Consider the following 15,909-nt stretch of genomic DNA (forward strand, 5'->3'; position numbering starts at 1 on the left):
CAGCCCGTCCAGGCTGTCGGTGCCCGCCGCCAGCGGGTCGATGACGGCCGCGTGGTCGAAGCGCCGCGCCACGGTCAGCCAGCGGCTGTCACCGGTCTGCTGGTACAGGTCGGTGAGGACGGCGTTCATGCCGCCGAACTCGGTCTTCATGGTCGTCTGCATCTGCGCCGCGGTGAGACGACCGGTCCGCACGTCCACCCACCCGGCGAGAGCGAGCAGTACGTCACGCGCCTGGGTGAGCCCGGTCAGCCGCCAGGCGTCGAGCAGTCCGGCCAGCGTCTTGTGCACGCAGTAGTAGGGCACGCCCTTGCGCACCCCGGTCTCGACGGTGTCGAAGTCGGACTCGGGGAACCCGGAGAGGTAGCCGGTACGGTAAGCCGTCGGCGCGACCTGGCACTTGGCGAGTTCCGCGACCATGTAGACGATCCGGTCCAGGAAGACGCTCTCCCCGGTGACCGCGTACGCCTGCGCCCACGCGCTGAGGAAGTGCCCCTGGCTGTGCGTGCGGAACTCGAAGTCCGGCGCCTCCCAGCCGTAGCACTGCTCGGCTCCCTTGGTCGAAAGCCCGTGGTTGGCGCGGAAGTTGTACAGCAGCCGGTCGGGATCGACGAAACGCAGATAGGTGAGGGTGCGGTCCATGTTCTGCCGCCAGCGGCCCGCCGTGAGCTGGACGCTCCCCAGCGGGAAGGGCTGCACGAGCGCGCCCGTCTCGGTGCGGACCGGGGGGACGGCTGCGGCCGCCGCCGGGGTGGCGGTCAGCGCCGGCGCGAGCGCGGCGAGCGCCGCGCCCGACGAGGCGGAGATGAAGAGTCGGCGGTTCATGGCGGTCATGGTCGGGTCGTCCTTCCGAGGGGGAGTGGGCAGGGGAGCACGGGTCTCCCGGTCCGCCCCGCGCGAGGCGTACGGGCGGACCGGGAGGGCTCAGCCGGTGACCAGGAAGGTCGCGTCCTGCCGGTCGGTCACCGGGGACGACGAGGTGAGCGGGTCGATGCGCAACCGGTAGTCGCTGTGGCGGATGTAGCGGGTCGGGTTGTTGTACGAGCGGTAGGAAACGGCCGAGGCGTCGCCCAGTCCCGCGGTGGGGTAGAAGGTCGCGTCGGCGGCGAAGACCGCGCTGCCGTCGTTGGTGTTCAGCACGATCGAGTAGGAGCTGTGCCGGAGGAACTGCCCGGGGTAGTTGACCGACTCGAAGGAGACCCCGGAGCTGTCGGCGAGACCGGGCACGATCTTCCACTGGGAGTCGCCGTACGGGTCGAACGGGTACGGGTCGATGCGCCCCGCGAAGTTGCTGTGGCGTACGTACCGGTCGGGGTGGTTGTACGACTTCAGCCGGTTCCAGGAGGGCGTCCCCCAGGTGGACTTCATGCCGTTCAGCTCGGCGGTGGTGATCGGTGTGATGCCCGCGTGCTTGGAGTTGAGCGGCTGGGTGTAGGCGCGCTGGTCGAGCGGGGTCCAGTCGCCCGTGGCGAGGTCGCCGGTCTGCCAGGCGTAGAACACCCCGTTGGGGGTGTACGTGTCGCCCCAGAGGTACCAGGTGTTGCCGGAGAGGGACTTGACCAGTACGGGGGCCTCGGTGCCGCCGTGGGCGATCGGCCCCGTGTAGGTGGCGTTGTCGAAGGAACCCGGTTCGAGCGAGGCGGACTTGGCCCCGTAGAGCTCGTTGTCCCTCTTGTAGTAGAGGTAGTTGGTGCCGTTCACGCCGGTCACGGCGTCCGCGTCGATGATGCCGAACCCGGGGTCGAAATAGGTCTGGGCGGCGGACAGCGTGACGAAGTCCGTGGTGTAGGTCGCCATGATGACGTCGCGGGTGCCGTTGTTCGCGGAGTAGATGATCGCGTAGCTCTGGCGGGAGGCGTCCCAGAACGCCTCCGGGGCCCAGGCGTGGGTGGATGCGAGCGAATGCACCTTCAGGCGGCGGTAGTGGGTGAAGGACCGCAGGTCGGTGGAGTCCCAGACGTGGATGTACTGGTTGGTCTCGCCCCAGTCGGTGCCGTTGAGGTCGGTGGCGAGCACGGTGAACGTGCCGTCCTGCTTGCGCAGGATGAAGGGGTCGCGCAGGCCCTTCGTGCCGGCGGTGGGGGTGACGACCGGGGCGTTCTGGTTGAGCGGGGTCCACTGCAGGCCGTCGGAACTCACCGCCAGGTGCAGCCCGTAGTTGTTGCCGGCACCCTGGTTGGACTCGGTGAAGTACGCCATCGCGTAGCCGCCCCAGACCGGTGCGGCCTGGGCGCGGGGAGCGGGCAGAAGCACGAGCGCGGCCATCAGCAGGCCGATCAGCCCGGGTAAGACCCCGAGCGCGCGTAAGCGGGAACGTCGCAGGAGGGACATGGCGGCCCTTCGGATCGTGGTGCGGTGCGGGTGACGTGACGTGGAGCCGTACGCGCGGCGCGGAACCGTGGGGGAGGCGTCCGGGGTCGCCGTGTCACGGGACGGCGGGGCCGGTGGACGCCGTGGACGGTGCCGGGCTCCGGTCACGGTGGCGCGGGAGCTTCGCCGTGCCGGGCGCCGGCGCACCGGAACAGCCGTGCGTCATGGAGTGTTAACGCTAACAATGTTCATGTCAATAGGGTGCGCCGCGGGGAAGTGGAACCCGTCCGGCGAGTGAACGCGCAGGTCGGAGCGGGTACGCCGAAGGCCCGGCGCTCCTCGGGGATGTCCGTCAGGAGCGCCGGGTTGAGCCGGCGGGACGAGCCGGTCAGGGTCGTCCGGCGCGATGGGCGATCCGGGTCACTCCTCCGTGACGGAGAACCGCAGCACGGTGGTGGAGCGGTACACCTCGCCGGGCCGGATCGCGGTGCTGGGGTCGTCGGCGCGGTTGGGGGAGTCCGGGAAGTGCTGGGTCTCCAGCGCCACTCCCGCGTGCGGGCCGTAGGGGTGCCCGCTCTTGCCGGTGATCTCGCCGGCGAGGAGGTTGCCGGTGTACACCTGCATCCCCGGTTCGCTCGTACGCACCTCCAGGCGCCGCCCGGAGACCGGCGCGTGGAGCACGGCGGCACTGCGCGGACGTATCGAGGGGGCGTCGGCGACCACCCAGTTGTGGTCGAAACCGCCGCCGGCCAGACGCAGTTGCTCGTCCTCCTGGGCGAACACCGCGGCAAGGCGGCGCGGGGTGCGCAGATCGAACGGGGTCCCCTCGACGGACCGGTGCGGGCCGCTCGGGATCAGCGCCGGGTCGACCGGTGTCCAGCGAGGTGCGTGGATCTGGAGCTCGTGCCCGAGCACGTCACCGCTGCCCTCTCCCTCCAGGTTCCAGTAGGTGTGGTTGGTGAGATTGACGACCGTCGGCGCGTCGCTCACCGCGTGGTAGTCGAACGTCAGGGCGTCGTCCCGGTCCAGCGTGCAGGTGAGCCGGACGCTCAGATTGCCGGGGAATCCCTGGTCGCCGTCGGGACTGCGCAGGAAGAGCCGTACGCCGGTGCGGTCGGCGGTGTGGACCGGTTCGGCGCGCCACACCCGGCGGTCGAAGCCGTCCGGGCCGCCGTGCAGGCAGTGGCCGGTGTCCTGGGTGTCCAGCTGCCGGACCACCCCGTCCACCTCGAGCCGGCCGCCGGCGATCCGGTTGGCGTAACGGCCCACCGTCGCACCGAAGTAGGAGGCCGGCCCGCGCACCGCAGCGGCATCCGCACCCGCGAGCACCACGTCGGCGAACCGGCCCCGCCGGTCCGGGAGGAGCAGCGAGTGGAGCCGGGCACCGAGGGTGTGGACCTCCGCCCGGGCCTGCCCGGGGAAGCCGAACACCCAACGGTCGCCGGTCCCGGTGTCGGGCAGCCGGTACGGGCGGCCGGAGGGGTCCGGACGCTCGCCGGGCGCCTGCGGCGGGGCGGCCGGTGACTCGGGCGGGTGGTGCATGCGTGTGTCCCTCGATGTCGGATCGGTGGCCCCGGGCCGAAGGGCCAGGGGGATGGCGGGCCGCCGGGTCAGCCCGTGGACTTCCGGTTTCCGCCCAGGAGCCGCTGGAGCACGATGAAGACGAAGAGCAGCGCGCCGATCACGATCCGGGTCCACCAGGAACTCAGCGTGCCCTGGAAGTTGATGACCGTCTGGATCATGCCGAGGACCAGTACCCCGAGCGCGGTGCCGAGGACGAAACCGGAGCCTCCGGTCAGCAGGGTGCCGCCGATCACGGTCGCCGCGATGGCGTCGAGCTCCATGCCGACCGCGTGCAGCGCGTAGCCGGAGAGCATGTAGAACGTCAGCAGCACACCGCCGAGCGCCGAGCACAGCCCGCTCACCGCGTAGACGGCCACCTTGGTCGCGCCCACCGGCAGCCCCATCAGCCGCGCCGAGGTCTCGTTGCCGCCCAGGGCGTGGACGTTGCGGCCGAAGCGGGTGTGGTGCAGCGCCACGAAGGCCACGGCGAGGACGACCAGCGCGATGACCACGGCGGGCGAGACGAACAGCCCGCCGGGCATCACCAGCCGGGTCTGGGCGATCGTGACCGTCGTCTTGTCGCTGATGGAGATCGACTCGGTGCTGATCGTGTAACAGAGGCCGCGCGCCAGGAACATGCCGGCCAGCGTCACGATGAACGGCTGGATCTCGAAGGTGTGGATGACCCACCCCATCAGGGCGCCGCCGCCCGCGCCCACCAGCAGGACCAGCGGAATGACGGCGAACAGGGGCCAGCCCTGCCGCTCCACCAGCCAGGCGGTGAGCATGGTCGACAGCGCCACCACCGAGCCCACCGACAGATCGATGCCGCCGGTCAGGATGACGAAGGTGACACCGATGGCGACCACCAGCAGGAAGCTGTTGTCGATCAGCAGGTTCAGCAGCACCTGGGTGGAGAAGAACCCGTCGTAGCGCGCCGAACCGACGGCGAACATCGCCACCAGCAGCACCGCGGTCACCACCAGCGGGACGCGGGTGCGGGCGCGGGGGGAGAGGGGGGCGCGGAACGGCCGCGCGAGGGTGTCGGCGACACCCGCGATGCCGGTGCTCATGTACGTACCTCCTGCGGGAGCGGGCTGTCGTCCGCCGGGGCGTTCTGTCGGGAGGCTGCCGGTTTCCGGCGGCTCAGGACCTTCGCCCGGAAGACGGGCGACTGGATCAGGCAGACCGCGATCACGACGAACGCCTTGAAGACCAGCGTCGTCTCGGGCGGGACACCCAGGGTGTAGACCGTCGTGGAGAGGGTCTGGATGATCAGGGCGCCGAGCACCGTCCCGCCGAGCGAGAACCGGCCGCCGGTCAGCGCGGTGCCGCCGATGACCACGGCGAGGATGGCGTCGAGCTCGATCCAGAGCCCCGCGTTGTTGCCGTCCGCGCTGGACACGTTGGAGCTGATCATCAGCCCGGCTACGGCGGCGCACAGCGCGCAGAAGACGTACACCACGGTGAGCAGGCCCGCCGCCCGGATGCCGACCAGCCGGCTGGCGGCGGGGTTGCCGCCCACCGACTCGATCAGCAGTCCGAGGGCACTGCGCCGGGTCACCAGCGAGGTGAGGACCACGATCACCGCGGCCAGCAGGACGGCGAAGGGGAACATCAGCCAGTAGCCGCCTCCGATCATCTTGTACGGGCTGCTGGTGACGGTGATGATCTGGCCGTCCGACACCAACTGGGCGATGCCCCGGCCGGCGACCATGAGGATCAGTGTCGCCACGATGGGCTGTACGCCCAGACGCGAGACCAGCGTGCCGTTGACCAGGCCGATCACCACCGCGCCGCCCAGTGCGACGGCGACCGCTCCGAGCACGGTGGAGACGCTGCCGGGGTCGGACGAACCGGCGATGTGCTCGCAGGCCAGCGCGCCGGCGATGGCGACCGTGGAACCGACCGAGAGATCGATGCCGCGGGTCGCGATGACGAGCGTCATGCCCAGCGACACCAGGATGAGCGGCGCGCCGAACTGGAGGATGTCGATCAGACTGCCGTAGAGGTGGTCGCCCCGGACATGGACGGCGAAGAAGTCGTGGGTGAAGGCGAGATTGCCGAGCAGCAGGGCCGCCAGGACGGCCGAGGGCCAGAACAGCCGGTGGCGCAGCAGCCGTTGTCCGACGCCGCCGGCCGACGGGCCCTTGGCGGGGTGCGGGGTCATGAGTCCTCTCCGGTGGCGATGGTGGCCAGAATGCGTTCGGGGGTGACGGTCTCGTCGTTGGTCAGGGTGGCGACCATGCGGTGGTCCCGCAGTACGCCGATACGGTGGCTCAGCCGCAGGACCTCCTCCAGCTCCGCCGAGATGAAGAGCACCGCGGTGCCTTCGGAGGAGAGCCGCGCGACGAGCTTCTGGATCTCGGCCTTGGCGCCGATGTCGATGCCGCGGGTCGGCTCGTCCAGGATCAGGAGCTTGGGGTCGGTCAGCAGCCAGCGGGCGAGCAGCACCTTCTGCTGGTTGCCGCCGCTGAGGTGGCGTACCTGCGCCTCCGGGTCGGTGGGGCGGATGTCCAGCGCCGAGATCCAGCGCCGCGTCAGCTCCTCCTGCCGGGCCCGGGAGATCGGCCTGGTCCAGCCGCGCGCCGCCTGCATCGCCAGCACGATGTTCTCGCGCACGGTGAGCTCGCCGACCAGCCCCTCGGACTTGCGGTTCTCGGAACAGAACGCGATCCGGCGGGAGATGGCGGCCCGGGGTGTGCGCAAGGAGACCGACTCCCCCCGGACGCGCAGTTCCCCGGTGTCCGCGCCGTCGGCCCCGAAGAGCAGCCGCGCGGCCTCCGTGCGCCCCGAGCCCAGGAGCCCCGCGAGCCCGATCACCTCGCCGGGACGGATGTCGAGGTCGTACGGCTCGATGAAGCCCGTCCGCCCCAACTGCCTTGCCTCGATGAAGGGTTCCTCGGCCGCGCGCTCCTCGGCCTCCTCGTGGGCGGCTTCGGAGAGTTCGTCCAGGGTGGCGAGTTCACCACCGATCATCCGCTGCACCAGGGAGACGTGGGTGAGTTCCCCGATGGGATACTCGCCTTCGAGCCGGCCGTTGCGCAGGATCGTGACCCGGTCGCAGATCTCGAAGACCTGGTCAAGGAAGTGGGTGACGAAGAGGATGGCCACCCCGCGGTCGCGCAGCCGCCGCACCAGGGTGAAGAGCTGGGCGACCTCCTCGCGGTCGAGGCTGGAGGTGGGCTCGTCCAGGACGAGCACCTTCGCCGAGACGTCGACCGCCCGGACGATGGCGACCAGTTGCTGGACCGCGAGGGAGTGCGAGTCCAGCGGACCGGTGACGTCGAGATCGAGCTCCAGCTCCGCCAGCAGCTCACCGGCCCGGCGCCGGAGCGCGGACCAGTGGATCAGGCCGAATCTGCGCGGCTCGCGTCCGATGAGGATGTTCTCCGCCACCGAGAGGTTGGAGCACAGGTTCACCTCCTGGTAGACGGTGCTGATCCCGGCGTTCTGCGCCTGGAGCGGATCACCGAACTCCCGGGCCTCACCGTCGACGAGGATGGTCCCGCCGTCCGCGGGATGCACCCCGGTGAGCACCTTGATCAGGGTCGACTTGCCGGCGCCGTTCTCCCCCATCAGGGCGTGGACCTCACCCGGGTAGAGCCGCAGGCCGACCCCGTCCAGGGCCAGCACGCCGGGGAACTCCTTCCGGATGCCGTGGGCTTCGAGAACCGGCCGCGGGCGGTCGGCGGTGTTCGTCTCAAGGGTGGGTGGGGCTGCCATCCGCCCTCCTCTCGTCGGGAGTGGCCGAAGGAGGCGACGGGCCGGAGGTTCGTCGCGTTCGCTCCGCCGGCTCGGTCCGGTGGGCCGGGGTGCGGCCGGCCAAGTCCGGCGCACCTCAGGGGGGTTTGAGTCCTCGCGGGTCGGCCGCGGGGCCTCGGTGCCGGCGGGGGAGGCGCCGCGAAGCGTCGTACCGGTGGGCCGGCCCCGGGGACGCGGTGCCTGCGGTTCGGCCCCGCGGGCTCAGCACCGAGGGTCGGCCCCGGGTGTTCAGTGCTTGCGGTTCGGCCCCGGGGGCTCAGTACTTGCGGGTCGGCAGGGCCGCCGCGGCCTTGTCCTGGGGGAAGACGCCTTCCACGGTCTCGACGCGCGCCGGGACGCTCTCCCCGGCGGCGACCTTCTTCGTGAGCTCCATCAGCTGGTCGCCGAGGAGGGGGTTGCACTCCACCACGACATTGATCTTTCCCTCGGTCATGGCGGTGAAGGCGTCCTTGATGCCGTCCACCGAGATGATCTTGATGTCCTTGCCCGGCTTCTTGCCCGCCTCCTCGATGGCCTGGATCGCGCCCAGGGCCATGTCGTCGTTGTGGGCGTACAGCACGTCGATGTCCTTCTGGGACTTGAGGAAGGCCTGCATGACCTCCTTGCCCTTGGCGCGGGTGAAGTCACCGGTCTGGGAGGCGACGATCTTGAACTTCGGGTCGGACTTGATGACGTCGCCGAAGCCGGCCTTGCGGTCGTTGGCCGGGGCCGAACCGGTGGTCCCCTGCAGTTCGACGATGTTGACCGGGCCGGTCTCGCTCTTGTACTCGTTGGTCAGCCACTCGCCGGCCGACTTCCCCTCCTTGATGAAGTCCGAGCCCAGGAAGGTCTTGTAGAGCGAGGTGTCCTGCGAGTCCACGGCGCGGTCGGTGAGGATCACCGGGATGCCCGCGTCCTTCGCCTCCTTGAGCACGGTGTCCCAGCCGGACTCCACCACCGGCGAGAAGGCGATGACGTCGACCTTCTGCTGGATGAAGGTGCGGATCGCCTTGATCTGGTTCTCCTGCTTCTGCTGCGCGTCGGAGAACTTCAGGGTGATCCCGGCCTTCTTGGCCGCTTCCTGGACGGACTTGGTGTTGGCGGTGCGCCATCCGCTCTCCGCGCCCACCTGGGCGAAGCCGAGCACGAGCTTTCCGTCGTCCTTCTTCCCGCCGGCCCCGCCGCCGGACGGGGTCGTCTCGGCGGAGCATGCGGTCATCGTCGACGCGGCGAGGATGCCGACGGCGAGGGCGTAGGCGATTCTGCGGGCCATGGTGATGTGTCCTCTCGGAGGGATGTCGTCGGTGCCGACGTGATGCGATCCGGTACGCGCACGGGGGGTGGGCCCGGCCGAAGACGGTGCGGGGCCTCCGGTACGACCGGAAAGCCCGGGTGGTGATGGCGGAAGGTTCATGGGGTGCGCCGCGAGCAGTGTGAGCGCTAACACTGCGGTATCTCAAGCCCTGTGCGCGAGTTACCTATTTGTGACATGGCGGCACGGGGAGGGGCGGGCCGGGAAGGGGGGAGTGGGTGCCGGAGCGGTACTGGAATTCGCGTCAGGGAGGGGCAAGTTCCGTTTTGGGTACGTGAGTTGTGAACCATTCACGGGATGTCCGCCCGGCGCGCCGGCGCCCGGCTCCTCCTCCGGCGGGCGTGCTCCCGACGCGTCTGGGGGAGAGGGTGCGGCGGTGTCACGCTCCCGGCTGCGCCGAAGGGGTTGGGGTGGAACACGAAGTGTGAAGCGGCTGCACTGCTCTTGATTTCGCAATTGTTAGCGTTCACACTTTCGGCAGTCGGCGGTCCCGCTCATTCGGCTCCGCGCATCACTGCCGCTGGTGGGCCGTCTGTCGGCCACCTTTCCCGAAGGGCAATCCTGGTGACTTCCCAACCGCCCCCTCCGCCTCATGCCCCGTCAGGTCCTGCGGGCGGCGAGCAGTACACCGTGGGCGTCGACTTCGGCACGCTGTCCGGGCGCGCCGTCGTCGTCCGGGTGCGCGACGGTGAGGAACTCGCCTCCGCCGTGCACGAGTACACGCACGGTGTGATCGACCGCCGGCTGCCCGGGGGCGAGACGCCCCTGCCCCCCGACTGGGCGCTCCAGCATCCTGACGACTGGTGCGACGTACTGCGCACCGCCGTGCCCGCCGCGGTGGAAGCGGCCGGCATCGACCCCCGCGCCGTCGTCGGAATCGCCACCGACTTCACCGCCTGCACCGTGCTGCCGACCCTGGCCGACGGCACCCCCCTCGCCGCGACGGAACTCTCCGGCAGGCCCCACGCCTGGCCCAAGCTCTGGAAGCACCACGCCGCGCAGGACCAGGCCGACCGGATCAACGCGCTCGCCCACGCCAGGGGCGAGAAGTGGATCGCCCGCTACGGCGGAAAGATCTCCGCGGAATGGCAGTTCGCCAAGGCGCTCCAGCTCCTCGAGGAGGACCCCGAGGTCTACGCCCGGTGCGCCCGCTGGATCGAGGCGTCCGACTGGATCGTGTGGCAGCTCACCGGCTCGGAGTCCCGCAACGCCTGCGCCGCCGGATACAAGGGCATCCACCAGGACGGCTCCTACCCCACACAGGAGTACCTCGCAGCCCTGCACCCGGACTTCGCGGACTTCGCGCGCACCCGCCTGGAGTTCCCGCTGTCGGCGCTCGGCTCACGCGTCGGCTCTCTGACCGCCCGGGCGGCGGAGTGGACCGGCCTGCCCGAGGGGATCGCCGTCGCCGCGGGCAACGTCGACGCGCACGTCGCGGCAGCCGCCGCCCAGGCCGTGGAGAACGGGCGGCTGCTGGCCATCATGGGCACCTCCAGCTGTCACGTGGTCAGCGGCCCCGCCCTCGCCGACGTGCCCGGCATCTGCGGAGTCGTCAACGGCGGCATCGTCGAGGGCGCGTACGGCTACGAGGCAGGCCAGAGCGCGGTCGGCGACATCTTCGGCTGGGCCGTCGCCCAGGGGGTCCCCGCCGACTACGCGGCCGAGGCCGCCTCCCGCGGCGAGGACCTGCACGCCCTGCTGACCCGCAAGGCCGCCGATCAGCCGGTCGGCGGCCACGGGCTGATCGCCCTGGACTGGATGAACGGCAACCGGTCCGTACTGGTGGACCACCACCTCTCCGGCGTCCTCGTCGGACTCACCCTGACCACCCGCCCCGAGGACGTCTACCGGGCGCTGCTCGAAGCCACCGCCTTCGGCACCCGGGTGATCGTCGAGACACTGGAATCCGGCGGAGTGCCGGTGGACGAGTTCATCGTCACCGGAGGGCTCAAGAAGAACACCTTGCTCATGCAGATCTACGCGGACGTCCTGCGCCGCCCCGTCTCCCTCGCCGCCTCCGAACAGGGCTCCGCGCTCGGCTCCGCCATCCACGCCGCCGTCGCCGCCGGAGCCCACCGGGACGTCCGCGCCGCGACGGCCGCCATGGGCAGGCTCCACCGGGACGTGTACGTCCCCGACCCGGCCCGCGCCGACGCCTACGACGCGCTCTTCGCCGAATACCGCCTGCTCCACGACCACTTCGGCGAACGGGACGGACTCCTGCACCGCCTGCGCCGCATCCGCAACCACGCACTCACCAGCACCCCGGCCGACTGACCCGCCGGACGACCGCCACCAGACCCGCCCCCTTCACCCACCGGGAGTCCCCGTGTCCAGCCAGGCCCCCTCCGCCCGCGAAATATGGTTCCTCACCGGCAGCCAAGGCCTCTACGGAGAGGAGACGCTCCGACAGGTGGCCGAACAGTCCGGCACCATCGCGGCCACCCTCGCCGACTCCACCGCCATGCCCGCCCGGATCGTCTGGAAGCCCGTCCTGACGGACAGTGCCGCGATCCGCCGCATCTGCCTGGAAGCCAACACCGACGAGCGGTGCATCGGCCTGATCGCCTGGATGCACACCTTCTCACCGGCGAAGATGTGGATATCCGGCCTGGACGCGCTCCGCAAGCCGCTGCTCCACCTGCACACCCAGTCGAACGTCGCCCTGCCCTGGGCCACCATCGACATGGACTTCATGAACCTCAACCAAGCCGCCCACGGGGACCGCGAGTTCGGATACATCCAGTCCCGGGTGGGCGTCGCCCGCAAGACCGTGGCAGGACACGTCACCGACCCGGTGACCAGCGCGCGGATCGCCGCTTGGGCGAGGGCCGCCGCCGGGCGCGCCGAACTCTCCACCCTGAAGGTCGCCCGCTTCGGCGACAACATGCGCGACGTCGCCGTCACCGAAGGCGACAAGGTCGAAGCCCAGCTCCGCTTCGGCGTCTCCGTCAACACCTACGGCGTCAACGACCTCGTCGCCCACGTCGACTCCGCCACCGACGCGGAGGTCGGCGGACTCGTCAAGGAGTACGAGGACACCTACCGCCTCGCCGCCCCCCTGCGAGCCGGCGGCGAACGCCACGAGGCGCTGCGGTACGCGGCACGCATCGAAGCCGGACTGCGCACCTTCCTCACCGACGGCGGGTTCGGCGCGTTCACCACCAACTTCGAGGACCTCGGCGGGCTCCGACAACTTCCCGGCATCGCCGTGCAGCGGCTGATGGCCGAGGGATACGGCTTCGGCGGCGAGGGCGACTGGAAGACCGCCGTCCTGCTGCGCACCCTCAAGACGGCCGCCGACGGCCTGCCCGGCGGCACCTCCTTCATGGAGGACTACACCTACGACCTCTCGCCCGGCAACGAACTCATCCTCGGCGCCCACATGCTGGAGGTCTGCCCCTCCCTCGCGGACCAGGTCCCGAGCTGCGAGATCCACCCGCTCGGTATCGGCGGCCGGGAGGACCCGGTACGTCTGGTCTTCGACGCCGCGGCCGGTCCGGCGGTCGTCGTCGGGCTGACCGACCTCGGCGACCGCTTCCGGCTCGTCGCCAACGAGATCGACGTGGTCGCCCCGACCGAGCCGCTGCCCGCACTGCCGGTCGCCCGTGCCGTCTGGCGGCCCCGGCCCAGCCTGCGGACCTCCACGGAGACGTGGCTCACCGCCGGAGGGCCGCACCACACGGTGCTCACCACCGCGCTCGGGGCGGAACACCTGGACGACCTGGCCGAGATGCTGCGTACCGAACTCGTGCTCATCGACGAGTCCACCACGCCCCGGCAGTTCGCCCGTGAACTGCGCTGGAACCAGGCCTACCACCGGCTCGCCGGCGGTCTGTGATCCACGCGCGTGAGTGCCGGGGAGCGGCCGGCCGGGCGGGCCGGCCACTCCCCGGTGCGTGCTCAGCCCTGCGGAGTCAACCCGTCGGCGAGGTCGCGCAGTTCCCGCATCAGGGAGGCCGCCTGCGCACGGCTCCGGGCGATGCACAGGGCGCCGAACTTCCCGAACTCGGTGACCGGGCTCATCAGATGGAGTACCACGCCGGTCCCGCGGACGGGGTCGAAGCCGATCGGTGAACCGGTGACGGCCTCGATGAGCTGGGCCGGGCGCAGGCCCCGGTAGCGGTGGTCCATGATGACGTCCGACGCTTCGTAGACATACTCCGCGCCGTCCACGACGAGTCGTCCGTCGGGGGTCGGGTCCGCGCCGAGCAGCCCCACCGCCATGGTGAAGGGGTGTTTGGTGGCGGTGGCGCGGAGGTTGATCTCGCAGCCCAGCAGGCGCCATCCGTCGCCGGAGCGGGTGGCGAGGAAGTCCACTCCGTAATCGCCGCTGCCGACGCCGCGTTCCCGCAGCACCTCGCCCACCCGCAGACCGTGGTCGATGAGCTGCCCGCGGTAGCCGTCGGCGGCGGGGAAGGTGCACCCGTGATAGGTCTGCCCGTCGCCGGCGAGGACCTGGTCGTGGGTGGACACGGCCTCCACGGTCCCCCGGTCGGTCAGGCGCCCCTGGAAACTCGGGCTCAGCAACGGCACTTGAGTGATCATCTCCTCGGCGATCACCCCGTCGTCCTTCATCAGGCTGACGTACTCGTGCCAGGTGAGCCTGGGATCCATGAGTACGGCCCCGGGCAGAGCGCGCGCGACCCGTGTCTCAACACTCTCGCCGCCCGGCGAGGTGATGCCGTCGTCCAGTGCGAGCAGCGCGTTGCCGAGGCCCCCGCCGAACGCCGTGCTGTCCAGCTTCAGCACCAGCTTCCGCACCCCGGTCGCGGCGAGTGCGGCGACCGTCGAAGCGAGCGTCCCGGGGTCGTGGCACACCCCGCTGCCCGCGGGGACCGGAATTCCGGCGGCGGCGAAGATCCGCCGGCCGGAGTGCTTGGTGCCCAGCGGAATGTGGGCGGACGAGGGCTGGGTGCCCGGCAGGTCCAGAGCGCGGGCCAGCTCCTCCAGCGGCTCGGAGGGTTCGAAGTAGCTCAGTCGCACGTCCGCCCCGGCACTCCGGTGCAGATCGGCGAACTCCCGTAATTCGGTGCGGACTTCGGCGGCCCGCGGGCTGACGGGATCGAGCACCTTGGTGCTGAGCCAGCGGGTCGTGGCGTCGTCGAGCGGCAGTACGCGCACGAGTTCCCGCATCCGCCGCAGATTCTCCCCGTCCTCGGCGGGCGCACCGCTCAGGAGCAGGCCGAGGTAGTAGTCCACCTGTTGGTCGCCGTCGATCACGCTCGGCGCAGTCACGTAGAGCAGATGACCGCCGGCGCGGCAGACGGTGGTGACGATCGCGGGGCCCAGCAGCCGTTCGGGGAAGTACGTCGCGCCGGTCAGCCGCTCCAGCACCTCGGGGCCGCACTCCCGGCTCTCGATGTGGATTCGGGCCGTGGGACGTCGATGCGTCGCCGTGGGGGGTCGATGCGTTTCGGTCACAGCGTCCTCGAAGCTACGGGTTCCGGAGGGACGTACGTAAGGCGACAACTCGGGTACCCGCGTCGGGGTCACGGTCTCCCGCCGAGGCGTTGGCAGGGGGACGGATGACGAGTTCCGCGTACGGGAGTGTCCGGTCGACGTGGTCGAGAGGGCGGTCGGTGACCGTGTGCGGGTACCCGGAGCCCGGGAGCGGCGGCGTGGCCGGCCGCGCGGTCGCCGGCACCGCCGCCCCGGTCCCGGGATTCTTCGGTACGCGGGTGAAGGGGGGCGTGTCCATGGGGTGAGAATCCTCCAGGGAATGCGGCGCCGGACGATTCCCTGCCCGGTGACGTCGGTGATGGGGTATCTGTCCGGTGATCGAATGCCCGGTGATCGAATGTCCGGAAGTAATTCCCGGTGGATGCGGAAATCCGTCGGTTCCGTATCCGGGGAGGACCTCAGGGGTGTTGCCGCGAACATTTCGGTCCGGTACCACCGGGGCGGCCTTCGCGGGGCGGCCCGGGTGCGGGACCGAACGGATCGGGCCGACGGAACGCTTCCGTGATTGTCTTCGGCCCGTCCCGCGAAAGGGAGGGAACAATCACTCAACTTTGCCTCGCGGTTCCATCGGGTACAAGGCCGCTTTTCCGCCGACCTTTTCTCGGGCGCTCCCGAGAAAAGCCGGACACCGTGCGGCGGAAGGTCCCGGGAGTGGCGGGTTCGCGGGACGTGACCGCCGGCCCCGTACAACGGGAACAGGGCCGGCAGACGTGCTGCCGGCCCTGTCGGACCTGTGCGTGTGCTCTCGGGAATCGGAGACCGTGGACCGGGGATCCGGGTCCCGGAGGTCAGCCGGGTCCGGGAGCCGGGGGCGGGATCAGGATCGCCCCCGACGGCCTCAGCAGGCGCCGAGGTCCACCCACACGCCCCACTGGCCCGTGGTTCCGGGGACCCGCCCCGTCCGCCGAAGGCCCGGGTCAGCGAGGCCGTGACGCCGGTGCGCCGGTGACCTTGAGGCTCACCGTTCCGCGCCGAGCCCGCCGTCACCGCGGTCTTCACCGAGTTGGTGACCGAACCGCTTGCGGTCACCGAGCCGGAGGCCGGTGTGGCGGTCAGCGAGAAGTTGACGTAGTGGTGCCACCGGTGAAGGGCGAGCAGAAGAAGTGAAGTCCCAGGTGTTCTGCTGGATGCCGGAGCAGCCGTCCGCGGCGGCGCCGGGGCAGCTTCCGTTGTCACGCTGGAGAGCCCAGAAGGACAGGAAGTTGATGCCCTTGGAGACGGGCCCAGTTGCGGACCGGGTGGCGTTGGCGAGGCGGTCTCCAGGACCGGTCGTCCACTCCCGGCATCTTGGTGATGCCGACCACTCACAGCTACCGAGGTCTTGACGGGTAGAGGGCGGCGAGCCATTGACGAGACCCTGGGGCCGCGGTCTGGTGTCGTTCGCCATGTTGACTTCGGCGTTGTCGTAGTAGTCGAACGTCATGAGGCTCGCCACGTCGACGCGAGCGCCGTTGCTGACCGCGTTCTGCAGCACGGCGAGTGCGTTGACCTTGTACGAGGTGGTGGTCGGCAGGGTGTAC

At 70.4% G+C, this 15,909-nt stretch carries 11 protein-coding genes and 1 pseudogene; 2 read left to right on the forward strand and 10 right to left on the reverse strand.

The annotated features are described in order from the left end of the window. The 7 genes from OHA55_RS36295 to OHA55_RS36325 form a co-directional block, all read right to left on the reverse strand. Window positions 1-831: beta-L-arabinofuranosidase domain-containing protein (locus OHA55_RS36295; RefSeq protein WP_266714761.1), on the reverse strand; the 831-nt coding region annotated here is incomplete at its 3' end. A gap of 90 nt (window positions 832-921) precedes the next feature. Further along, window positions 922-2,262 (reverse strand): glycoside hydrolase family 43 protein, encoded by a 1,341-nt coding sequence (locus tag OHA55_RS36300; protein ID WP_266714781.1) that lies wholly within the window; start codon window positions 2,260-2,262, stop codon window positions 922-924. Window positions 2,263-2,727: 465 nt separating this feature from the next. Then, the gene (locus tag OHA55_RS36305; RefSeq protein ID WP_266714763.1) at window positions 2,728-3,849 is read right to left on the reverse strand and encodes an aldose epimerase family protein; all 1,122 of its coding nucleotides are present in this window, start codon (window positions 3,847-3,849) and stop codon (window positions 2,728-2,730) included. Between the two features lie 68 nt (window positions 3,850-3,917). Next, complete coding sequence (gene yjfF / locus OHA55_RS36310; protein ID WP_266714765.1) at window positions 3,918-4,943, reverse strand: galactofuranose ABC transporter, permease protein YjfF; 1,026 nt, start codon at window positions 4,941-4,943, stop codon at window positions 3,918-3,920. Continuing rightward, window positions 4,940-6,040 carry an ABC transporter permease gene (locus OHA55_RS36315; RefSeq protein ID WP_266714767.1) on the reverse strand — a complete coding sequence of 367 codons (1,101 nt, stop codon included), beginning with the start codon at window positions 6,038-6,040 and terminating at the stop codon, window positions 4,940-4,942. The genes yjfF and OHA55_RS36315 overlap by 4 nt, the downstream gene beginning before the upstream one ends. Further along, the gene (locus OHA55_RS36320; protein ID WP_266714769.1) at window positions 6,037-7,596 is read right to left on the reverse strand and encodes a sugar ABC transporter ATP-binding protein; all 1,560 of its coding nucleotides are present in this window, start codon (window positions 7,594-7,596) and stop codon (window positions 6,037-6,039) included. The genes OHA55_RS36315 and OHA55_RS36320 overlap by 4 nt, the downstream gene beginning before the upstream one ends. Window positions 7,597-7,891: 295 nt before the next feature. Then, window positions 7,892-8,887 (reverse strand): ABC transporter substrate-binding protein, encoded by a 996-nt coding sequence (locus tag OHA55_RS36325; protein WP_266714771.1) that lies wholly within the window; start codon window positions 8,885-8,887, stop codon window positions 7,892-7,894. Window positions 8,888-9,556: 669 nt separating this feature from the next. Between OHA55_RS36325 and OHA55_RS36330 the strand changes: the two genes are divergently transcribed. After that, on the forward strand, window positions 9,557-11,203 hold the full coding sequence (locus OHA55_RS36330; protein ID WP_266714773.1) for a ribulokinase: 1,647 nt from the start codon (window positions 9,557-9,559) through the stop codon (window positions 11,201-11,203). 52 nt (window positions 11,204-11,255) lie between these two features. Beyond that, window positions 11,256-12,767: an L-arabinose isomerase gene (gene araA / locus OHA55_RS36335; protein ID WP_266714775.1), complete on the forward strand. Its 1,512-nt coding sequence runs from the start codon at window positions 11,256-11,258 to the stop codon at window positions 12,765-12,767. A 62-nt stretch (window positions 12,768-12,829) separates the two neighbouring features. Here araA and OHA55_RS36340 read toward each other — a convergent pair whose 3' ends face one another. From OHA55_RS36340 to OHA55_RS36350, 3 genes and pseudogenes are all read right to left on the reverse strand, one after another. Further along, a complete protein-coding gene (locus OHA55_RS36340) occupies window positions 12,830-14,263 on the reverse strand; it encodes a peptide ligase PGM1-related protein (RefSeq protein WP_266714777.1) in 1,434 nt (477 codons plus the stop codon). Between the two features lie 100 nt (window positions 14,264-14,363). Continuing rightward, window positions 14,364-14,627: a hypothetical protein gene (locus tag OHA55_RS36345; RefSeq protein ID WP_266714779.1), complete on the reverse strand. Its 264-nt coding sequence runs from the start codon at window positions 14,625-14,627 to the stop codon at window positions 14,364-14,366. 720 nt (window positions 14,628-15,347) lie between these two features. Continuing rightward, a pseudogene (locus OHA55_RS36350) lies at window positions 15,348-15,909 on the reverse strand (hypothetical protein); the annotation flags it as partial.

Source organism: Streptomyces sp. NBC_00102, assembly GCF_026343115.1.
Classification (GTDB): Bacteria; Actinomycetota; Actinomycetes; order Streptomycetales; family Streptomycetaceae; genus Streptomyces.